This is a genomic window from Haloarcula sp. Atlit-7R, from assembly GCF_003666065.1.
Taxonomy (GTDB): Archaea; Halobacteriota; Halobacteria; order Halobacteriales; family Haloarculaceae; genus Haloarcula; species Haloarcula taiwanensis.
In genome coordinates, this window is sequence record NZ_QXIK01000003.1 from 138,735 (window position 1) to 157,870 (window position 19,136).

Sequence of the window (19,136 nt, forward strand, 5' to 3'; positions counted from 1 at the left end):
CCTGTGAAATAAATATTAGGGATATTAGGGAGCCGGCGGAGCCATGCGTTTTTGCCGTCTTCGACGGTTTTTACAACGATTTTTGAAACAAGTACAGACAACAAGGGCTTTAACCGATAGTTCACAATGCTGGCTTCACGCGTCAATGACAACGTCGTCACCGTCTAGTCGACTCCAGAAGGGGTTTCTCAAGTACCAGCATGTCTTCGTCTTCCTGGCACCGCTGTTGTTCGTCGTCGGCGTGTACACCGCCGCGCCGACGCCCGCGGACGCGGGAAGCGGCTACTGGTTCGAGTACTGGTGGCTCTGTATCGCCTTCGTCACCGGTGCGACCATCGTCAACACGGTCGGTATCAGCGGGTCGGCGCTGTTCGTCCCGTTTCTCATCTTCGTCTTCCCGGTGCTCGCCGGGGAGACGCTGACCCCGGAGACGCTGGTGAAAGTCGGCCTCATCAGCGAGTCGTTCGGCCTCTCCAGTTCGGCGCTGGCGTTCATCCAGTACGGGCTCGTCGACCGACGACTCGCACTGAGCCTCGTCCTCGGGAGCGTGCCCTTCGTCGTCGCCGGGGCGCTGCTCTCGTTTGTCATCCCCGAACCGCTGTTTCACGCGCTGCTCGGCATCGCCCTGCTGGCGGCCTCGTACCTGCTTTTCAAGGCCGACCTCGGCCACGAAGAGCCGGGCGAGGCGGGCGACAGCGACCCCGACGTGTCGGCCGACGGCGGCGACAAGACCCTGCCCGACGACGCCAACAAGCTCGGGCCGGCTGGCGTCGAGACGGCTGACGACGGGGCGGTTACGCGCGTCGACCGCGACGGCAACGACTACGGCTACACGCGCGGCGGCTACCTTGAGCGGTTCGCCAACTACAGCATCGGCGGCGTCTTCCAGGGCCTGGCCGGCTTCGGCGTCGGCGAACTGGGCATCATCTCGATGCTCCGAACGGATGTCCCCGTCCGGGTCGCCATCGGTACGAACCACATCGTTGTGGCACTGACAGCCGTTCTGGCCTCGGTGGTCCACGTCTTCGGCGGCGGCCTCGTTCCGGGCGCTCACTCTATCGACCTCGCGTCGACGCCGTGGAACATGGTCGTCTGGACCGTGCCCGCGACAGTCACCGGCGGCCAGATTGCACCGTACGTCTCGACCGCACTGGACACCGGGACCATCAAGAAGTTCGTCGGCGGGCTGTTCGCAGTCATCGCCGCCGCGCTGTTCCTGATGGCGACGGGTGGTGTCTGAGACGATGTACGACACGGTTCTCCTCCCGACCGACGGCAGCGACGGTATCGGTGCGGCGGCGCGCCACGCCGGCACGATTGCGGGCCGGTTCGACGCGACGGTCCACGTGCTCTCTGTCGTCGACACCCGGAACCGGTTCGAGAGCCCGTCGAGCGGCCTCTCGGCCGACGCCTGGCTCGACGCTGAGCGCGAGCGCGCCGCGGAGGCCATCGAGGCGACCGTCGCTGAGTTGCCGGACGACGTGTCGGTCGAAACCACACAGCGAGAGGGCGTCCCGAAAAGCGAAATCGTCGACGCGGTCACGGAACTCCCGGCAGACCTCGTCGTGATGGGGACCCACGGCCGGACCGGGCTGGACCACTATCTCATCGGAAGCGTCGCGGAGACGGTCGTTCGGGAGTCGCCGGTGCCGGTGCTGACCGTCCAGTTGTCCGAGGAGTGACCACGGCGACCCCGCGACCGCATCAGCCGTCGACCGGGCCTGTCCGGAACGGCTCGGTCGCTCGGTGATACGCTGACAGCGCGAGCGCATGGAACGCGACGAGGACGGCGACACCGACGACGATGACTGCGACCTGTAGCGGCGTCGAGAGCAGCCCTAAGGAGACGATGAGCGTCGTCGCACAGGCCGGCGCGTGGACGGTGTCGGTCGCAATCATCCCCCAGCTGGTCACGACGAGCGAGAGCGTCGCGCTCGCGACGAGGCGGAGCCCGGCCGTGGAAAACGCGGTCGGGTCCGCGACGAGTGAGACACCGCCGGCGAGCAGGCTGTACGCGGCCAGCCCCGCGAGGCCGCCGATGAGGTGGCTCGCGACAACGCTGACCAGCCCTGTCCGGTCACCGTCCCGGTGGAAGGCGAGGACGAACGCCGAGGGGCCGAGGCTCGGGAAGATAAACGGTTGCCCGCTTGCCCACGCAAGCGTTCCGAGGACGACGAACAGCACGCCGGCGTACAGGCTCGTGCCGACTCGATGCCGTCGCATTGCTCCCGATAGGAAACTGGACGGACAAGACAGTCACGGTCCGGCAAATCGGCGCTGGAATCCTGAGTGGAGACGGCACGGCCAGCCGTTCCAGTCAGAGCGCCGTCGTCGTCGTGTCGTCCTCGCTCGGAGCCGACGGCGGCATCCCGGTACTCTCGCGTAGTTGCTCGAACGCGACTGCGACAACTGCGGTGCCGTACAGCGACGCCAGAGGTTGGATGACAATGGTCGGAAGCTGCGAAGTCGGCCCCGAAAGCGCTAGCGCGCCGACGAATCCGATGACACCACCGACGAGCGCCGCGGCGGTACCGACAATCAACAGCAGTCCGAACAGCGCCAGCCGGTTGCCCTCGGTGAGCCGATAGCTCTCTTTGAGCGCCGCGACGAAGTTCCGGTCGTCGACGATGACGTACGGCATCATGAAGATGAACGCGACGTAAGCGAAGATACCGGGGATGAGGAGCAGGACCGACCCGATGAACACCAGCAGGCTGTAGACGATTCCGCCGACGAACACGTTCACCATCGCCAGCGGTACGTTCCGTGTGAGCGCTCCCGTTGGGAAACTGTCACGCGCTCCGGCAGCGAACGTCCGGAAGGACACGATGGTGAGATACAGTGAGACTACGGAGCCGATGGCGATACCGGCACCCGCGACGGAAAGCGGGATGTCGAGGGTGAGCGGTAGGGCTGCAGCGATTTCGCCGTATCCCATTCTGGCGTAAGTCGTCGCCAAGATTGTGTTGAACAGCGTTTGAAAACCGATCATCAGGGCGAAAAACGCTGCAAGTAGTATCGCACCGGTACGACTGAACAGCCGATACCCCGCCTCTTCGAGGACGGAGCCGATTTGGAGGGCCATCAACGGAGCGCTTCGACAAGCAATGGCAAAAGTGTTGCCTCAGTGTGACACTGCCACTCAGTTCACGTGCCCGGTTCCGACTCACTCTCGACGAACTCGATAAGCTCCTCTGCCGGGACGAACCCGTCGGCGCGGCGGTCGAGAAGCGTCCCGTCGACAAATAGCAGGAGCGTCGGGACGCTCCGGACGTCGAATGCGTCGACGGCATCGAGGTCGCGTTTGGGATTGAACACGACCACCGTGGCATCAGTCGCCTTCGCTGCGATGTCGAGTATCGGCTCCATCGACCTGCAGATTGTACAGCCGCTTGTCCGGACCATCGCCAGTACGCGGTCAGTCGTCGCCAGCACGTCGTCGAGTTCGTCCCGCGTTTCGACCGTCCGAACGCCGTGTTCCGTTGTCGTGTCCATACGGCTAGTACGTGCCACAGCGCGAAGAACCCCGCGACAGGCCACAGCCGCGGTTGCTGTGCGTGGCCGTCAGTCCTCGATCTTCCGCACGACCGATGCTGGGTTCCCCTGAACGACGGCGCCGGCCGGAACATCGTCGGTGACGACTGCACCAGAACCGATGACCGCGTCGTCACCGATTGTGACGCCCGGGTTGATGACCGCCTGCCCGCCGACCCAGACATTATCGCCGATAGACACCGGCTTCCCGTACTCGACGCCGCTACGACGTTCATCCGGGTCGAGCGGATGCGTTGCGGTGTAGATGTGGACGCCCGGCCCGAGCAGGCAATCGTCGCCGATATCCACCCGGCAGACGTCCAGCACGACGCAGTCGAAGTTCGCGTAGAAGCCCTCGCCGACGTGGATATGCTCGCCGTAATCACACCGGAACGGCGGTTCGACGTGACAGTCCGGGCCGACCGAGCTGAACAAATCCTCGATGAGCGCCTGTCTGGTGTCGGTCTCCGACGGGTCGGTCCGGTTGTACTCCCGAGTGAGCGCGTTCGCATGCTCGCGGGCAGCGACGAGTTCCGGGTCGCTCGCGTCGTAGCGTTCGCCCGCGAGCATCTTCTCCTTTTCAGAGGGCATCCCGACTGACCTCCGGAGCGGTACCGCGACGCCGCTGTGCAATCATGTCCGACAGTTGACTGGCCCGACCAAGAGGCGTTTCGGTTGACCGTTGGGAGTCAGTGCGGGGACTCGTCCCCGGAACGGATTTATAATCGACCGTCGCCTACCATGATTCGTGAACCGCACGGCAGCGCTCGACGCAGTCGTCTTCGGTGTCGACATCCAGAGCGGCGACGTACGCGGCGACGCGCCGTCGTACGCGCTGGTGGTCTTCGACGGGGAATCAGTCGAGCGGGACGTGGTCTCGCGGCGGAAGCTCCGCCGGCGCATCGAGGACGAAGAGCCGGCTATCGTCGCGACGGACAACATGTACGAGCTCGCCGAGGACAAGGACGCCCTGATCCACGTCCTGGGCTCGCTCCCGGACGAGACGAAACTGGTGCAGGTGACCGGCGACGAGCGGCCCGAACCGCTGTCGCGGGTCGCCAAGCGCCACGGCGTCCCCTACGGCAAGGACCCGATGGAGGAAGCCGAGGCCGCGGCACGGCTGGCCGCCGCGAACGTCGGCCAGGAGGTGTCCGCCTTCACCGACACGACGGAGGTGAAGGTCTCGCGGGGCCGCTCGACCGGAAAAGGGGGATGGTCAGAAGACCGCTACACGCGACGCATTCACGGCGCGGTCAAGAAACGCGCCCGCGAGGTCGAGTCCGAACTCGACGCTGCCGGCCTGGAATACGAGCGGGACGTGACCGAGAAGTACGGCGGCTTCTCCAACGCCGTGTTTCAGGTGTCGGCTCGACCGCAGGACATTCCGGTGTCGAGAGCACGGTCGGGCGACACGCGCGTCGAAATCGAGCGCCAGCGACGTGACGGCATCGAGTTCAAGCCGCTGGCGAAACGGCGCGACCACGTCATCGTCGGCGTCGACCCCGGGACGACGACGGCCGTTGCCATCGTCTCCCTCGACGGCACTGTGCTGGACGTGTACTCCTCGCGGACCGACGACACCGCTGCGACGACGGAGTGGATTATCGAGCGCGGTCGGCCCGTCGTCGTCGCCGCCGACGTGACGCCGATGCCGGAAACCGTCGAGAAACTCCGGCGCTCATTTAGCGCCGCGGGCTGGGAGCCAGACACCGACCTCCCGGTCGACGAGAAGAAACACCGGACCCGCGAGGAGGCCTACGACAACGACCACGAGCGCGACGCGATGGCCGCCGCGCTCTACGCGTTCGACCACCACGCCGACCAGTTCGAGCGCGTCGCAGGCAAGGTCCCGCCGCAGTACGATGTGGGACCGGTCGTCGACCGCGTCGTCGCCGGCGAGGAGAGTGTCGAGACGGTGCTGCGGGACCTCGAAGACGACGACGGCGAGGACGAGGAGGCCACGGCGCACGAACCGCGGGAACTCACCGACGACGAGAAGGAGATCAAGCGGCTGAACGCCCGCATCGAGCGGCTCGAATCGCACGTCGACGACCTCAAAGAGACGATCAAGCGCAAGGACGAGCAGCTCTCTGAGAAGGACAAACAACTGGAGAAAGCCCGCAGCGAAGGCCGACGCGAGGTCCGGAAGGACCGCGAGGTGACGCGGCTCCAGCGGCGCAACGAAGCCCTCGAACGGAAGGTCGAGGAGGAACAGGAGAAGCGGGAGACGCTGGCCGACAAGCTCGACCGACTGAAAGCGCTGTGGAAGCTCGACCACTCGAACTTCGCCGACGTATCGGAGAAGCAGGAGGGACTGACCCCGGTCAAGGTGGTCGAACAGTTCACGAGAGATGCCATCGCCGACGCCGACGAGCGATTTGGCCTCGTTGAGGACGACATCGTCATGTTTCGGGATGCCTCGGGCGCGGGCCGGTCGACGGCCCAGCAACTGGCGGATATCGACCCGAAAATCGTGCTCCGGAACGGGAACCTCTCTGACATCGCCGATCAGGTGCTGTTCGACAACGATATTCCCGTCGCACCGGCAGAGCTAGTCACCGTGCAGGAAGTCGACGAACTGGCCGTCGCCCGCGAAGGCGAGGTCGAGGCGGCAATCGAGGACTGGGAAGAGCGGGCCGCCGAGCGACGGAAGGAGCAGAACGCGGAGATGGTCGACCAGATCATCAGCGAACACCGGGCTGACCGGCCGACGAGCGAGAACTAAACGCTGTGCTATGACCCGGCAAGCAGTAACGGGGCAGCTCTGCTACCGGGGTGCTGCTCCGATAGTGCGAATCTGTACTGAGTAGTTATGTTCTTCGGGTGCGTTTGTCTCGCATGGAAGACCAGTGTCGTGTTCTGGCGGCCGCGGTCGAGACGCTCGACGACGTCTTCTACGTCTACGACGCCGACGCCAAACTTGCGTACTGGAACGCTCGGCTGAACGAACTGTTCGACCTGACGGATAGCGAACTGTCAGGCACAGCGCCGACCGAGTTCTTCGTCGCGGACGACCGGGCAGCCGTTGAAGCAGCCATCGAGGAGGTGTTTGAATCTGGTCAAACGAGCGTCGAAGCGCGGGCGGAGACAACAGAAGGGGTAGTGACGTTCGAACTTAGCGGTCGACTTCTTACGGGGGACGACGGCACAGTGCAGGGGTTCAGTGGTGTCGGTCGCGACATCACGGACCGGCGCGAACGGGAGTGGCACCTCCAGCGACAGAACGAGCGGCTCACAGAGTTCGCTGACCTGCTAGCACACGACCTCCGGACGCCGCTTGCCGTCACCAGCGGCCACCTCGAACTCGCTGCCGAGGAGCTGTCGCCCGAGCGTATCGACGCCGCCAGAGACGGGTTACAGCGGTTAGAATCGATTATCAACGATCTGCGGACGGCGACCAGAGAGGGCGCGCTGGCAACCGACGAGCAGGCGGTGGATATCGCCGACGTGGCGACGACGGCGTGGAACCACGTCGAAACCGGCAGTGCAGTGCTGGAATCGCCGCCGCCGATACCGGTCGAGGCAGACCCGAAGCGGCTGCTCCGACTGTTCGAGAATGTCTTCATCAACGCCGTCACACACGGTCCGGAACCCGACGAACACGTATCTGACGAGGAAAGCGATGGTGACACGACCGGCATAACAGTTCGCGTCGTGCCGACGCCCGACGGCTTCGCGGTCGAGGACGACGGTCGGGGGATCGCCCCCGACGACCGGGAGCGGGTGTTCGAACCGGGCGCGTCACAGGCGGCTGACGGCACTGGGTTCGGCCTCTACATCGTCAGGACAATCGCCGAAGCCCACGGCTGGACAGTGCGTGCCACGGCAGCAGAACACGGCGGTGCACGGTTCGAGTTTGATGTCGGTGCAGACACCGCCTGTTAGTCGTCTCCGTCTCAGGGCATGCCGTCGCCGCCCATACCGCCACCGCCCATGCCGCCGCCACCCATACCGCCCATGCCGCCGAGTCCGAACGCGCCGAGCAGGCTCGTGACGAGTCCGTAGACGACCAGCCCGAGGCCGCCAACGACCAGAGCGATACCGACGGCGACGATGGGAGCCTTCCACGCGACCAGACCGATGCCGGCGAGCAACACGACGATGCCGCCGATACCAACCGCACCGAGTTTATCGAGCATACCCGTGTAGGCCAAGCGGGCGGACAAAAGCCCGTCGGTCAGTACTCGAACTCGGTGTCGACGTTCTGTGCCGCCGCGACCATCTCGGCGATAGTGTCCTGCCGGCGAAGCAGTCGCATCGTGTCACCCTCGACGTCGAACGTGCCGTCCATCGCGGCGGCGGAGATATCCAGATCGCCCTGCAGCATCGTGACCCACTCGCTGTAGGGGCCACGGAACGCGAAGTCGTACTCGGGGTCCGCGACCGTCCCAGCGGCGGTACAGACGCCGTCCTCGATGGCGACGGAGAACTGTATCGGCTCACCAGTGTAGGCGTCGTCGGCACGGATTTCGAAACAGAACGCGGCGGTGAAGCCGTCGGCGCTGTCAGCGAACGCGGCCCGCTGGTTGATCCGGTCGCGCCACGCAGCGGCCCAGTCATCGGCTTCAGTCGGCAGCGTCACAGTCATTGGCAGGCGGTATGCAAGGGGGGCTTTTCTGTGTTGCCTTGTCTGTTCGAGTGCAACACCCGGACAGTCGTTGCTGTGGCTCCGCGACGAGCGCGACGAAAACAGCGAACCGAGGCCTCAGCGACGGGATTCGCCGCCGAGATACAGCCGGGACACCTCCGGGTCGTCGAGCAGCGAGTCGGCCTCGCCCTCGAACTTGACAGTCCCCTGATCGAGGACGAACCCGCGGTCTGAGATGCCCAGTCCCTCGCGGGCGTTCTGCTCGACCATCAGGATCGAGGTGCCCAGTTCGTTGACCGTCTCCACGTCGTCGAACACCTCTTTGGCAGTGTTCGGTGCCAGCCCGGCGCTTGGCTCGTCGATGAGCAACACGTCGGGCTCCATCACGAGCGCGCGGGCGAAGGCCAGCACCTGCCGCTGACCGCCCGACAGCGTCTTCGCGTTCGCGCTGCGCTTGTCGTCGAGGATGGGGAACCGGTCGTACAGTTCGGCCACGACCTCGTCGAGGCCGCCGTCGCGGGCGACCCCACCCATCCGGAGGTTCTCGTCGATGGTCAGCGACCCGAACACGTTCTCGGTCTGTGGAACGTAGCCGACGCCGATTCGGACGATGTCTTCTGGAGCCATCCCGCCGATTTCGCGGTCGCCCAGACGGACCGAGCCGGTCCAGGGCTCCAGCATCCCGAACACCGTCTTGAGGACAGTAGACTTGCCGGCCCCGTTCGGGCCGACGAGGCAGGCGATCTCCCCCTCGCCGAGCGTCAGCGAGAGGTCGTCGAGCACCTGCACCTCGCCGTAGCCGCTGTCGACGCCGTCGACGGTGAGGATTGGGTCAGTCATTCCGACGGCCCTCCCAGATAGGCGTCGATGACGCGCTCGTCGCTCCGGACCGCCTCGGGCGGCCCCTCGACGAGGACACTCCCCTGATTGAGGACGATAATCGGGTCGGCCAGTCGCATGATGAAGTTCATGTCGTGTTCGATGATGAGGAAGGTGATGCCCTCCTCGTTGAGCTCCTCGATGAACCCGGCCAGTTTGTCGGCCAGCACGGGGTTGACGCCGGCGACGGGCTCGTCGAGCAGGAGCAGGTCGGGTTCGGCCATCATCCCGCGGGCCAGTTCGACCAGTTTCATCTGTCCACCCGAGAGGTCCGTCGCGGGCTGGGTGGCCAGATCGCCGATCTCGAACCGTTCGAGCATCTGCTGGGCCTGTTCCAGCGAGCGCCGTTCCTCCTGTTCGACGGTGCTCGGCGAGGTGAACAGCGGGATAATCGATTCCCCGGTCTGGTTGTGTGGCCCAACCAGTAGCGCCTCCCGAACGGTCATCCCCTCCGGTTTCCGCGGCGTCTGGAACGTCCGAATCATCCCCTGATCGGCGATTTCGTGGGGCTTCTGGCCGGTCACGTCGACGCCGTTGACCGAGACGGAGCCTGCATCGGGTTCGTAAAAGCCCGAGACGAGATTGAACAGCGTCGATTTACCGGCCCCATTGGGACCGATGAGGCCCGTAATCGTGCCGCGTTCGACCTCGATGGACGCGTCGTCAGTCGCCACAAGACCGCCGAAGCGTTTCTCCAGTCCTTCGGCCCGGAGCACCGGATCGTCCTTTCCGAGAATTGGCCCGTCTGAGACGAGCGACTGCTCACTCATCGCGACCACCGCCCAGCGAGTCGGGCCAGATGAGTTCGCGCTCCGGCGGGAGAATCCCCTCCGGGCGGAGCCTGACGATGAAGATGATGAGCAGGCCGACCAGCATGAGTCGGAGCGGTGCCGCGCCGATTGGCAGCGCGCCGGTGTCGGTCATGAACCGGGTTCCCTGCTGGATGGCGACGATGGTGAACCCGCCCAGCATCGCGCCGCGGTCGCTGCCGGTGCCGCCGAGGATGACGGCGACCCAGACGTAGAACGTCGTGATTGGCTGGAGGTCCTGTGGGCTGACGAACAACACGAGGTGGGAGTAGAACACGCCGGCGAGCGCCATGATGAGGCTCCCGATGACGAACGCCTGCATCTTGAACGCGAAGGTGTTCTTGCCCAGCGTCTCCGCGAGGTCCTCGTCGGTCCGAATCGTCCGCAGGACGCGGCCCCACGGCGACCGGTGGATGCGGCGGAGGAACAGGTAAACCGCCGCCACAATAACAGTGACGAGGACGACGTTCAGGAAGCTGGTGACGACCGACTGCGTCGTGTAAAACAGCGGAGCTCCGCCCACGTAGAAGACGTACGGGTACGTCAGGTCCCCGAGCACAGGCCAGTCGGAGAAAAACAGCGGGATGCCGGTCAGGCCGGCGCTCCCCGCCGTCCACTGCGATTCGTTGAGGATGAAGATGCGGACGACTTCTGCAAGGCCCAGCGACGCGATTGCGAGATAGTCGTCGCGGAGCTTCAGCGTCGGGTAGCCGATGATGACCGCAAGCACTGCGGCGAGTCCGAGACCGCCAAACAGCGCGATGACGGGGCTGACCCCCCCGGAGATAGGCGAGCCGGACGCCGTCAGCAGTGCGGTCCCGTACGCGCCGAGGCCGAAGAAGGCAGCGACACTGAAGTTGATCATGCCGCCGTACCCCCACTGGACGTTCAGCCCCATCGAGAGGAGCATATACATCGCCGACAGCCCAACGAGATACAGCAGGTACGCCGGGGCGAGGAAGCCAGTCACAACCGCCAGGAGCAGGAGTGCACCGAGCGCGCCGAGCAGTCCCACGACGCCTTTCTCGCGGGCCGAATAGGCACCGACATCAAGCGTGCTCATGTCATATCACCCGCGATGCCGCGAGGCCTGACAAGCAGAACCGCGACCATGATGACGAACGCGACAGCCGGCGCGTAGGCGTTGCTAATCGGAAGGCCGACATCGCTGAGCAGCGGCGTCAGTTCGTGGAGCATCCCGATGAGAAGGCCACCGAGCATCGCGCCGTACACCGAGCCGATACCACCGAGGATGACCGCGGCGAACACGACCAGCAGGATGTTGAACCCGATTCGGGGGTCCAGTTGGCTGTACAGCGCGAGGAAGACGCCGCCGGCGGCGGCCAGGGCGCTGCCGACGACCCACATCACGAGGATGACGCGGTCGGTCCGGATACCGCTCACGCGTGCGAGGTCGGGGTTGTCGGCCGTCGCGCGCATCTTCCGGCCCAGCGTCGTCCGCTGAAGCAGGAGGTGCAGGGCGACGACGAGCACCGCCGCGCTGACGATGATCGCCACGTCTCGCTGTGTCACGGCGACATCAAGTGTGTCCAGCAGCAGCGGAATCGGTCCGCTACGGCTGATGTCGTACTGTAGAAAGTCAGTCCCGAACGTCCCCTGTAGCACCGCACGGTAGACGAACGCCACGCCGATGCTCGTGATAAGCAACCCGATTGAGTCCGTATCGAGGGGCTTGTACACGAGCACGTGGGTGAGGACGGCGACAACGGCAGCAAGCGCCATCCCGACTGCAAGGGCCAGGAAGAAGCCGATTGGGAGGCCGAGAACGGTGCCGCCGAGACCGCCGAACACGCCGAAGGCGACGAACGCCCCGTACGCGCCCAGGGTCATCGTATCGCCGTGTGCGAAGTTCGCGAAATCGGCGATGCTGTAGACCAGCGAGAGCCCGATACTCCCGAGGATGATGATACTACTGAAAACGAGCCCGTTTGCCAGGTATTGTAATATCTGCGCCATTGGTGAAAATGGGAAAGAGTCGTGGCCGCCTTAGCCCTCGATGAAGCCAGCGGATTCGTACGCGTGGTCAACGACTTCGAACACCTGTAGCAACCCGACGGGGTCGCCGTTCTCGTCGAGGTCGATGGGGCCGCTCACGCCGGTGTAGTCCACGTCCGACGGCGAGCCACCGTTGGCCAGAATTTCGTGTGCCTCCTCGTACGTGGTCGCTTCCTCACCCTCGGGACGGGTCACGTCCCGGACGACCTCCATGAGTGCCGAGCCCGTGAACTCGTCTGCAGCTTCGATAGCGAGTGCGCTGACGATTACCGCGTCGTACGCGTACGCCGACCACGACGTGGGTTCCTCGCCGAAGCGCTCCTCGAACTCCGAGACGAACGCCTGGTAGTTCTCGGCGTCCTGTGGGACGCTTGGAACCACGGCTTTCATTCCGTCGAGGCTCCCCTCGGGAGCGGATTCGAGGACCTTCGGCCCTTTGACGCTGTCACCGCCGTACCAGGCGGCCTGATCGGTGACGCCCAGGTCGAACGCCTCCTGAGACATTGTCGCGAACTCCGGCTGGTAGGTGATGAACACCCACGCGTCAGCGTCGGTGTCGGACATCGAGGAGATGGTGCTGCTGTAGGAGGACTGGCCCTGGTCGTGGGGTTCGTTGTAGACGATTTCTCCGTCGTAAGCCTCGATGAATGCCTCGCCCACGGACTGGCCGTAATCGTTGTTAATCCAGGCCAGGGCGGCGGACTCGTTGCCGTCCTCGCTGAGGAGCGACGAAATTGCCTCCGCCTGGGCCTTGCCTGCCGGCGGCATCCGAAGCAGGTCTGGGAAGTTCGTCAGGTTCGGGCTGGTGCTGTTCTGGCTGATCTGGACGACGTCAGTGTTCTGGACGACGCTTTCGTGGATAGCCGTGCTGACACCGCTGCCGACGGTACCGATGAGCAGCGGGACACCCTCCTGATTGACCAGCGTCTGTGCTGCGCTGACGCCACCCTGACTCGTGCTCTGGTCGTCCTGCTGTGAGATTTCCAGTGTGCCGCCACCGACGCCGACCGAGTTGACGTCGTCAAGCGCGATTTCCTTGCCGCGCTGATTCCGCTGTCCGAACGCCGATAGTGAGCCGGAGAGGCTGTCAACCATCCCGATGGTGTAAGTTTCGGACCCGGAGTCCGTCGCGGAATCCGTTGATTCGCCATCGCTGCCACTACCGTCGCCGCCGTCTCCACCATCGCCACCGTCTTCGGGAGCACCACCTGAACAGCCAGCGAGGCCGACGAGTCCAGCACTGGCAGCGGCTTTGATTACGGTTCGCCTGTCAATCGAACGCTTATCATGGTCGTTCATGGTATACTGATATCCTTTTTTGTAACTCCCTGTATAACCGTGTCCCCGTCCATGGTAGGCACCATGTTCTCCACGGCATACGAGAAGCCATGAATTAATACTTCTGGAACGCGTTCGGTGTATAGAGTATCGCTACGGCTATGCAACGAACGGAGTTTATTACAGTAGACACACACACGGGCGGAGAGCCGACGCGCATCGTGCTCAACGGGATCGAGGCCGACACACTCACCGGAGAGACCGTCCGGGAGAAGCGCGACCGGTTTGCAGCTACGGCTGACGATGTCCGGAAACTCCTCATGCAGGAGCCCCGTGGGCACGCAGATATGTTCGGAGCGGTCCCGGTGCCGACAGACCGGGCCGACCTCGGGGTTTTCTTCATGGATACTGACGGCTATCTGAACATGTGCGGCCACGGCCTCATCGGGGTCGTGACCGCACTCATCGAACAGGGCGAACTCCACGAGACACCAGAACTGACCGTCGAAACCCCCGCCGGACTGGTTGACGTGACGGCCGAGATAGCTGACGGCGTCGTTCGCCGTGTTGCGTTCAAAAACGTCGACAGTTACGTCTGTGGGACGATCACCGTCGAACAGGACGGCGTCCCGGTCGAGGCTCGTATCGTCTATTCGGGGAACTATTTCGCCGTTGTCGACGCCGACAGTCTGGGCGTCACGCTCGACCGTGAAGACGCCACGCAGTGTATCGACCCCGCACTGGAACTCCGCCGAGCAGTCAACGACGCCGCACCGGAGGACCCAGTCACCGGAGCACGGGTGACCGTCTCGGCAGTCGAACTCACCGGTGGTGGCGACAGCGACCGGAGCTGTGTGGTGTTCGCCGACGGTTCCGTCGACCGCTCCCCTTGTGGAACAGGCACGTGTGCGCGATTGACCCTTCACCACGCCGACGGCGATCTCGCTATCGGCGAGCGTGTCGAAGTGACCGGGCCGGTCGGATCAACATTCGAGGGGTACATCAGCGAAACCAGCGTCGCCAACGGCGTCACCGTGACCAGCCCAGTCGTCTCGGGCACAGCGCATATCACAGGCGAGCACACGTTTTACCGGACCGACGACGATACGCTCGGCAGTTTCACTCTCGCTTGATTTCAGTCAGTAACTGCTGATTTTTTTGGTAGGGGGTGCGTTTAGGCTGATATAGTGGCGTAGTTTCGACAATGATTCCGCCGATAGCGAACAACTTCGTCGCCGGGGAGACAGCGTCGGGGGCACTCGACCACGTCGCTTCACTCAACGACGACGATGTCAAGGGCATCCTAAATCTGTTAGGCGAACACTACGACGAGCGCCAGCCGGCTGACGAGGACGCAGACCAGTACATCGAGCTGATAGAAGAAATCGACAGGAGCGGCCTCGACTGCGCTGTCTCGGTCAAGCCCTCGCAGATCGGCCTCGACGTTGGCGACGAGGTGTTCGTCGAGAACCTCGAACGCATCGTCGCGGCGGGTGACGACTGCGATGTCTTCGTCTGGGTTGATATGGAGGACTACACCACGACCGACGTGACCCTCGACGCGTACGAACGGCTCGTCACGGAACACGAAGGCGGCATTGGCGTCTGTACACAGGCAAACCTCAAGCGAACGCCCGAAGACCTCGAACGGCTCGCGCCCCTTCCCGGGAAAGTCCGGCTTGTCAAGGGGGCCTACTCCGAGCCCAAGGAGGTCTCGTACAAGAAGAAAGAGCGCGTCAACGAAGCCTATCGGGACTGTCTCGAACTGATGTTCGAGGAGTTCGATGGCGGCATCGGCGTCGGCAGCCACGACCCGGCAATGATAGACTACGCCAAGGACCTCCACGACGAGTACGGCACTGACTACGAAGTGCAGATGCTGATGGGCGTCCGCGACGACGCCCAGCGTGACCTCGCCGCTGAGGGCGTCCCAATGTGGCAGTACATCCCCTACGGCGACAAGTGGTTCTCCTACTTCTACCGGCGTGTCCGCGAGCGCAAAGAGAACGCGTTGTTTGCCGTCCGGGCCGTTCTGAGTTAAACTACTGGTCCGGGTCGAGTAGTTTCGCTTCTGCTTTGCGAAGGTGTTCGAGCAGCGTCGTCTTCGAAACGCCGAGCTTCGACGCGAGTTCGCGCGTCGAGATACCCCGTGGCCACGCGTAGTAATCCTCCTGCCGGGCGAGTTCGAACGCTTCGCGCTGGCTGTCCGAGAGTCGGTCCATCCGCCGGAGCTGCTGCGGATTGCCGCCGCCGGCGGACGTGATTCGCGTGACTTCGATATCGGCTGACTGCTCCTCGCGGATCTCGTCGAGAAGTGACTCGGCTTCGTCGCGAGAGTCCGCGAAAAACACCGGCCAATGTTCGCGACCGTGCCGGACCCGAACCGGGTCGTTGTGAATGAACCCGCGCGAGAGCAGGCTGTCGCTGATGGTGTTGTCCGGATCGTACTCAACGAACAGTTCGCGGGTCGTGTTCCCCGGTGACGAGCCCGTGCCAGTCGCCCCGTGGCGCTCGCGCAGTTCCAGCACGGAGTCAGTCAGCGACGAGTCACGAGTCGCGTCGATGAGGTCCTCGACCTCGCTAATACTGTCGGCGTACGCCGTGAACAGGCCCTTTACACTACCGTTCTGTGTGTTGTACACGCCGTGTGCCAGCAAACCAGCCGCCGTCTTGTCGGTCACTTCGAGCGTCCAGCAGTCAGGATGCCAGATGCTCAGGGTAAGCTGGAGTCCCCCGTGTTCTGCTTGTGCTTCACTCATACTGTGCGCCCTCCGTATGAAGGGGTGCTAAAGGGAGTCACGATATGGACGCAAATAAAGGTGCGGTTCATAAGGGGAACACCGACCATGGGAAATAATGCCGGGTTGTAGATGATGTATCAGGGTGGTACCGGCCCCCTGACCATGGACGGTGGAACATATTGGTGGGGGACGCGTACAGTACCTACCATGAGTACAGACGACTCACGACGACACTACATCGACGGTGAATGGACAACAGGCATCGGCGACGAAACGTTCACAAGCCAGAACCCGGCCACCGGCGAGGCGCTCGCCTCGTTCCACCGCGGAACCGAAGCCGATGTCGACCGCGCACTGGCCGCGGCAGAGGACGCATACGACGAGTGGCGCTCGCTCTCGCACATCGACCGCGCGGAATACCTCTGGGACATCTACCACGAGCTGCGTGACCGCCACGAGGAACTCGGCGAAATCGTCACCATGGAGTGTGGCAAGGAGATCAGCGAAGGGCTGGCCGATGTCACCGAGTCCTGGCACATGGTCGAGTGGGCGGCCGGCAACGCCCGACACCCCCACGGCGACGTGGTACCATCCGAAATCGCCAGCAAGGACGCCTACATGCGCCGCAAGCCGAAGGGCGTCGTCGGCTGTATCACGCCGTGGAACTTCCCGGTCGCCATCCCGTTCTGGCACCTCGCCGTGACGCTGGTCGAGGGCAACACCGTCGTCTGGAAGCCGGCAGAGCAGACGCCGTGGTGTGCTCACATCATCGCCGAGATGTTCGAGGACTCGGGTATCCCGGATGGCGTGTTCAACCTCGTGCAGGGCTACGGCGACGCCGGCAACGCCATCGTCGAAGACGACCGCGTCGAGACGGTCCTGTTTACCGGCAGCGCCGAGGTCGGCCACAAGATAGCCTCGAAGGTCGGCGGCGAGCCCGGCAAGATCGCGGCCTGCGAGATGGGCGGGAAGAACGCCGTCGTCATCACCGAAGAAGCGGACCTCGACATCGCTGTTCACTCGGCCGTGATGTCCAGCTTCAAGACGACCGGCCAGCGCTGTGTCTCCTCGGAGCGACTCATCGTCCACGAGGACCTTTACGACGAGTTCAAAGAGCGCTTCGTCGACGTTGCCAAAGACATCGCTGTCGGCGACCCACTGGAGGAAGACACGTTCATGGGGCCGCTCATCGAGGACGATCAGGTCGAGAAGTTCAAGAGGTACAACGACCTCGCCCGCGAGGAGGGCGCGAACGTGCTCGTCGACCGCGCCGACCTCGGTGCCGAGGAGATTCCCGAGGGCCACGAGGAGGGCCACTGGGTCGGCCCGTTCGTCTACGAGATCGACTACGACGAGGACCTGCGCTGTATCAACGAGGAAGTGTTCGGGCCCCACGTCGCGCTACTCGAGTACTCGGGTGACTTCGATGAGGCGCTGGAGATGCACAACAGCGTCGACTACGGGCTGGCCGGGGCCATCATCTCCGAGGATTACCGCCAGATCAATCAGTTCCGCGACGAGGCTGAAATCGGCCTCGCCTACGGCAACCTCCCGTGCATCGGTGCGGAGGTCCACCTGCCCTTCGGCGGCGTCAAGAAGTCCGGCAACGGCCTCCCGAGCGGCCGCGAGGTCATCGAGGCCGTCACCGAGCGCACCGCTTGGACACTGAACAACTCCAAGGATATCGAGATGGCACAGGGTCTGTCAGCCGATATCATCACCGATGAGTAAGTCCGTGCAGTCGGCGGAGATCGGCTCCGTCTGTCCGCGCTGCCGCGGCGAGACGACAACAGCGAAAGGCATCGAGACCTGCACCGACTGCTCGTGGGTCGGTTGCCTCGGCGCTGACTGACGCGACGACCGCGCGTTTCTGTACGGCCCCAGCGTCTGTCCCACACCGAAACGGGGGCCACGGACCGGGTTCACGGTCCAACTTTTCCAAACCTTAAACCTCTCCCCGTCGAAGTACCGTCTATGAGCGACAACGACAGCAGAAAGAACCTGCGGATGCCGGAAGAAGACGAGGTGTTCGCCGTCGTCATGGACATGCTTGGCGCGAACCGCGTCAAGGTACGCTGTATGGACGGCGTCGAGCGCACAGCCCGGATTCCGGGCAAAATGCAAAAACGCATCTGGATACGCGAAGACGACGTGGTCCTCGTCGAACCATGGGACTGGCAGGACGAGAAAGCCGACATCACATGGCGCTACGAAAAACAGGATGCCGACCAGCTGCGCGAGGAGGGACACATCCAGGAGTAGCCTGACATGTATCTGGCCGCGGTACAGACGGAGGCGCAAGCGTGACCGAGGGGCAGTTCGGCCTGCTCGATACGGACGATGTCGACTCACCGGGTGACGAGTGGGAAGAAGTCGACGTCTCCGACACGGAAGCCGACCGTATCGCCCGCAAGCGGGACCGCGAGTTCAGCGAGTTCCGCAAGCGAATCAAGGACGCCGACCAGTTCAAAGTCGAGGCCAGCGTCTTCGATGACGCGACCTACGGGGCACTGTACAAGCTCGTCCAGGACGGCCATATCGACGCCTTCGGCGGTCCCATCTCGACTGGGAAAGAGGCCAACGTCTACACGGCGCTGTCGGGCGAGACAGAGGTCGCCGTCAAAGTGTACCGCATCAACGCCTCTGATTTCAAGGATATGCGGAGCTATCTCGACGGAGACCCTCGCTTCGAGGGTATCGGCTCTGATAAAAAGAAGGTCGTTACCGCGTGGGTTCGCAAGGAGTCGTCGAACCTCACGCGCGCCCGCCGGGCCGGCGTCCGGACGCCGGAGCCCATCGCCGTCGAGCGGAACGTCCTCGTCATGGAATATCTCGGGACGGAAGAGGGCCGCAGCAAACGTCTCAGCGAAGTTCACATCGAGAACCCCGAGACGGCATACGAGGTCGTCAAGGAGTACGTCCGTCGGCTGTACGACGCCGGCCTCGTCCACGGAGACCTTTCAGAGTACAACATCGTCTTTCACGAGGGGCAACTGTATATCATCGACCTCGGGCAGGCGGTTACGATCCACCATCCCAACGCCGACGACTTTCTGGAACGGGACTGCCGTAACGTCGCGAACTTCTTCGCCAGACAGGGCGTCGACGCCGCGCCAGCGGACCTGCTCGCGTACGTCCGAGAGTACGCGACGCCGAAAGACGAAGCCGACACCGCGCCGGGCAGCGACGACGACGCTGTCCCACAGGGAACACCGGCCGACCGCCGCGACGACGAGTGAACGGCGGCACGGCGTGACCGACGCCGAAGTTTTAAACAGGCAGACCCCCGTA

General features: G+C 63.8%; 22 protein-coding genes. 10 read left to right on the forward strand and 12 right to left on the reverse strand.

Going from position 1 to position 19,136, the window contains the following annotated elements:
• The first annotated feature begins 145 nt into the window (after positions 1–145).
• Together D3D01_RS07930 and D3D01_RS07935 are read left to right on the forward strand one after the other, a co-directional pair.
• Complete coding sequence (locus D3D01_RS07930) at positions 146–1,240, forward strand: sulfite exporter TauE/SafE family protein (protein WP_101351192.1); 1,095 nt, start codon at positions 146–148, stop codon at positions 1,238–1,240.
• Between the two features lie 4 nt (positions 1,241–1,244).
• Positions 1,245–1,682: a universal stress protein gene (locus tag D3D01_RS07935; RefSeq protein WP_101351489.1), complete on the forward strand. Its 438-nt coding sequence runs from the start codon at positions 1,245–1,247 to the stop codon at positions 1,680–1,682.
• 22 nt (positions 1,683–1,704) lie between these two features.
• On the opposite strand, the gene D3D01_RS07940 is transcribed toward D3D01_RS07935, so the two are convergent.
• The 4 genes from D3D01_RS07940 to D3D01_RS07955 form a co-directional block, all read right to left on the reverse strand.
• The gene (locus tag D3D01_RS07940; RefSeq protein WP_101351193.1) at positions 1,705–2,223 is read right to left on the reverse strand and encodes an HPP family protein; all 519 of its coding nucleotides are present in this window, start codon (positions 2,221–2,223) and stop codon (positions 1,705–1,707) included.
• 94 nt (positions 2,224–2,317) lie between these two features.
• Complete coding sequence (locus D3D01_RS07945) at positions 2,318–3,085, reverse strand: glycerophosphoryl diester phosphodiesterase membrane domain-containing protein (protein ID WP_121511826.1); 768 nt, start codon at positions 3,083–3,085, stop codon at positions 2,318–2,320.
• Between the two features lie 62 nt (positions 3,086–3,147).
• Positions 3,148–3,495 (reverse strand): thioredoxin family protein, encoded by a 348-nt coding sequence (locus D3D01_RS07950; RefSeq protein ID WP_121511827.1) that lies wholly within the window; start codon positions 3,493–3,495, stop codon positions 3,148–3,150.
• A gap of 69 nt (positions 3,496–3,564) precedes the next feature.
• The gene (locus tag D3D01_RS07955; protein WP_121511828.1) at positions 3,565–4,125 is read right to left on the reverse strand and encodes a sugar O-acetyltransferase; all 561 of its coding nucleotides are present in this window, start codon (positions 4,123–4,125) and stop codon (positions 3,565–3,567) included.
• 157 nt (positions 4,126–4,282) lie between these two features.
• Here D3D01_RS07955 and D3D01_RS07960 point away from each other — a divergent pair, with 157 nt between their 5' ends.
• On the forward strand, positions 4,283–6,259 hold the full coding sequence (locus tag D3D01_RS07960; protein ID WP_121511829.1) for a DUF460 domain-containing protein: 1,977 nt from the start codon (positions 4,283–4,285) through the stop codon (positions 6,257–6,259).
• 113 nt (positions 6,260–6,372) lie between these two features.
• Complete coding sequence (locus tag D3D01_RS07965) at positions 6,373–7,419, forward strand: HAMP domain-containing sensor histidine kinase (protein ID WP_121511830.1); 1,047 nt, start codon at positions 6,373–6,375, stop codon at positions 7,417–7,419.
• 11 nt (positions 7,420–7,430) lie between these two features.
• Here the strand turns inward: D3D01_RS07965 and D3D01_RS07970 are convergent, their stop codons facing one another.
• The 7 genes from D3D01_RS07970 to D3D01_RS08000 all read right to left on the reverse strand — a co-directional run bounded on the left by D3D01_RS07970 (position 7,431) and on the right by D3D01_RS08000 (position 13,125).
• The gene (locus D3D01_RS07970; protein WP_101351199.1) at positions 7,431–7,673 is read right to left on the reverse strand and encodes a hypothetical protein; all 243 of its coding nucleotides are present in this window, start codon (positions 7,671–7,673) and stop codon (positions 7,431–7,433) included.
• 38 nt (positions 7,674–7,711) lie between these two features.
• Positions 7,712–8,122: an SCP2 sterol-binding domain-containing protein gene (locus tag D3D01_RS07975; RefSeq protein WP_121511831.1), complete on the reverse strand. Its 411-nt coding sequence runs from the start codon at positions 8,120–8,122 to the stop codon at positions 7,712–7,714.
• A gap of 117 nt (positions 8,123–8,239) precedes the next feature.
• Entirely contained in the window at positions 8,240–8,962 is a 723-nt protein-coding gene (locus D3D01_RS07980; protein ID WP_101351201.1) for an ABC transporter ATP-binding protein, read from the reverse strand.
• Positions 8,959–9,771, reverse strand: coding sequence for an ABC transporter ATP-binding protein (locus D3D01_RS07985; protein WP_101351202.1), 813 nt, complete (start codon positions 9,769–9,771; stop codon positions 8,959–8,961). The genes D3D01_RS07980 and D3D01_RS07985 overlap by 4 nt, the downstream gene beginning before the upstream one ends.
• Positions 9,764–10,873, reverse strand: a complete 1,110-nt coding sequence (locus tag D3D01_RS07990) for a branched-chain amino acid ABC transporter permease (RefSeq protein WP_101351203.1) — start codon at positions 10,871–10,873, stop codon at positions 9,764–9,766. Before D3D01_RS07990 ends, D3D01_RS07985 begins: the two co-directional genes overlap by 8 nt.
• Positions 10,870–11,787 (reverse strand): branched-chain amino acid ABC transporter permease, encoded by a 918-nt coding sequence (locus D3D01_RS07995; protein WP_121511832.1) that lies wholly within the window; start codon positions 11,785–11,787, stop codon positions 10,870–10,872. Before D3D01_RS07995 ends, D3D01_RS07990 begins: the two co-directional genes overlap by 4 nt.
• 30 nt (positions 11,788–11,817) lie before the next feature.
• The gene (locus D3D01_RS08000; protein WP_101351205.1) at positions 11,818–13,125 is read right to left on the reverse strand and encodes an ABC transporter substrate-binding protein; all 1,308 of its coding nucleotides are present in this window, start codon (positions 13,123–13,125) and stop codon (positions 11,818–11,820) included.
• A gap of 140 nt (positions 13,126–13,265) precedes the next feature.
• On the opposite strand from D3D01_RS08000, the gene D3D01_RS08005 reads away from it, so the two are divergent.
• The gene (locus D3D01_RS08005) at positions 13,266–14,237 is read left to right on the forward strand and encodes a proline racemase family protein (RefSeq protein ID WP_121511833.1); all 972 of its coding nucleotides are present in this window, start codon (positions 13,266–13,268) and stop codon (positions 14,235–14,237) included.
• A gap of 71 nt (positions 14,238–14,308) precedes the next feature.
• Positions 14,309–15,145, forward strand: coding sequence for a proline dehydrogenase family protein (locus D3D01_RS08010; RefSeq protein ID WP_121511834.1), 837 nt, complete (start codon positions 14,309–14,311; stop codon positions 15,143–15,145).
• A 1-nt stretch (position 15,146) separates the two neighbouring features.
• Here D3D01_RS08010 and D3D01_RS08015 read toward each other — a convergent pair whose 3' ends face one another.
• Positions 15,147–15,863: a helix-turn-helix domain-containing protein gene (locus D3D01_RS08015; protein ID WP_101351209.1), complete on the reverse strand. Its 717-nt coding sequence runs from the start codon at positions 15,861–15,863 to the stop codon at positions 15,147–15,149.
• A gap of 189 nt (positions 15,864–16,052) precedes the next feature.
• On the opposite strand from D3D01_RS08015, the gene D3D01_RS08020 reads away from it, so the two are divergent.
• The 4 genes from D3D01_RS08020 to rio1 all read left to right on the forward strand — a co-directional run bounded on the left by D3D01_RS08020 (position 16,053) and on the right by rio1 (position 19,084).
• Positions 16,053–17,576 carry an aldehyde dehydrogenase family protein gene (locus D3D01_RS08020; RefSeq protein WP_121511835.1) on the forward strand — a complete coding sequence of 508 codons (1,524 nt, stop codon included), beginning with the start codon at positions 16,053–16,055 and terminating at the stop codon, positions 17,574–17,576.
• Entirely contained in the window at positions 17,569–17,697 is a 129-nt protein-coding gene (locus tag D3D01_RS24815) for a hypothetical protein (protein ID WP_255410202.1), read from the forward strand. The genes D3D01_RS08020 and D3D01_RS24815 overlap by 8 nt, the downstream gene beginning before the upstream one ends.
• Positions 17,698–17,819: 122 nt before the next feature.
• Positions 17,820–18,107, forward strand: coding sequence for a translation initiation factor eIF-1A (eif1A, locus tag D3D01_RS08025; RefSeq protein ID WP_004516096.1), 288 nt, complete (start codon positions 17,820–17,822; stop codon positions 18,105–18,107).
• A gap of 41 nt (positions 18,108–18,148) precedes the next feature.
• A complete protein-coding gene (gene rio1, locus D3D01_RS08030; RefSeq protein WP_101351211.1) occupies positions 18,149–19,084 on the forward strand; it encodes a serine/threonine-protein kinase Rio1 in 936 nt (311 codons plus the stop codon).
• The last annotated feature ends 52 nt before the right edge of the window (positions 19,085–19,136 follow it).

What these genes read in the sequence shown, in the direction of transcription:
- D3D01_RS07930 (WP_101351192.1), top strand. Translation starts at nt 146, where the DNA reads ATGACAACGTCGTCACCGTCTAGTCGACTCCAGAAGGGGTTTCTCAAG.
- D3D01_RS07935 (WP_101351489.1), top strand. Translation starts at nt 1,245, where the DNA reads ATGTACGACACGGTTCTCCTCCCGACCGACGGCAGCGACGGTATCGGT.
- D3D01_RS07940 (WP_101351193.1), bottom strand. Translation starts at nt 2,223, where the DNA reads ATGCGACGGCATCGAGTCGGCACGAGCCTGTACGCCGGCGTGCTGTTC.
- D3D01_RS07945 (WP_121511826.1), bottom strand. Translation starts at nt 3,085, where the DNA reads ATGGCCCTCCAAATCGGCTCCGTCCTCGAAGAGGCGGGGTATCGGCTG.
- D3D01_RS07950 (WP_121511827.1), bottom strand. Translation starts at nt 3,495, where the DNA reads ATGGACACGACAACGGAACACGGCGTTCGGACGGTCGAAACGCGGGAC.
- D3D01_RS07955 (WP_121511828.1), bottom strand. Translation starts at nt 4,125, where the DNA reads ATGCCCTCTGAAAAGGAGAAGATGCTCGCGGGCGAACGCTACGACGCG.
- D3D01_RS07965 (WP_121511830.1), top strand. Translation starts at nt 6,373, where the DNA reads ATGGAAGACCAGTGTCGTGTTCTGGCGGCCGCGGTCGAGACGCTCGAC.
- D3D01_RS07970 (WP_101351199.1), bottom strand. Translation starts at nt 7,673, where the DNA reads ATGCTCGATAAACTCGGTGCGGTTGGTATCGGCGGCATCGTCGTGTTG.
- D3D01_RS07975 (WP_121511831.1), bottom strand. Translation starts at nt 8,122, where the DNA reads ATGACTGTGACGCTGCCGACTGAAGCCGATGACTGGGCCGCTGCGTGG.
- D3D01_RS07980 (WP_101351201.1), bottom strand. Translation starts at nt 8,962, where the DNA reads ATGACTGACCCAATCCTCACCGTCGACGGCGTCGACAGCGGCTACGGC.
- D3D01_RS07985 (WP_101351202.1), bottom strand. Translation starts at nt 9,771, where the DNA reads ATGAGTGAGCAGTCGCTCGTCTCAGACGGGCCAATTCTCGGAAAGGAC.
- D3D01_RS07990 (WP_101351203.1), bottom strand. Translation starts at nt 10,873, where the DNA reads ATGAGCACGCTTGATGTCGGTGCCTATTCGGCCCGCGAGAAAGGCGTC.
- D3D01_RS07995 (WP_121511832.1), bottom strand. Translation starts at nt 11,787, where the DNA reads ATGGCGCAGATATTACAATACCTGGCAAACGGGCTCGTTTTCAGTAGT.
- D3D01_RS08000 (WP_101351205.1), bottom strand. Translation starts at nt 13,125, where the DNA reads ATGAACGACCATGATAAGCGTTCGATTGACAGGCGAACCGTAATCAAA.
- D3D01_RS08005 (WP_121511833.1), top strand. Translation starts at nt 13,266, where the DNA reads ATGCAACGAACGGAGTTTATTACAGTAGACACACACACGGGCGGAGAG.
- D3D01_RS08010 (WP_121511834.1), top strand. Translation starts at nt 14,309, where the DNA reads ATGATTCCGCCGATAGCGAACAACTTCGTCGCCGGGGAGACAGCGTCG.
- D3D01_RS08015 (WP_101351209.1), bottom strand. Translation starts at nt 15,863, where the DNA reads ATGAGTGAAGCACAAGCAGAACACGGGGGACTCCAGCTTACCCTGAGC.
- D3D01_RS08020 (WP_121511835.1), top strand. Translation starts at nt 16,053, where the DNA reads ATGAGTACAGACGACTCACGACGACACTACATCGACGGTGAATGGACA.
- D3D01_RS24815 (WP_255410202.1), top strand. Translation starts at nt 17,569, where the DNA reads ATGAGTAAGTCCGTGCAGTCGGCGGAGATCGGCTCCGTCTGTCCGCGC.
- eif1A (WP_004516096.1), top strand. Translation starts at nt 17,820, where the DNA reads ATGAGCGACAACGACAGCAGAAAGAACCTGCGGATGCCGGAAGAAGAC.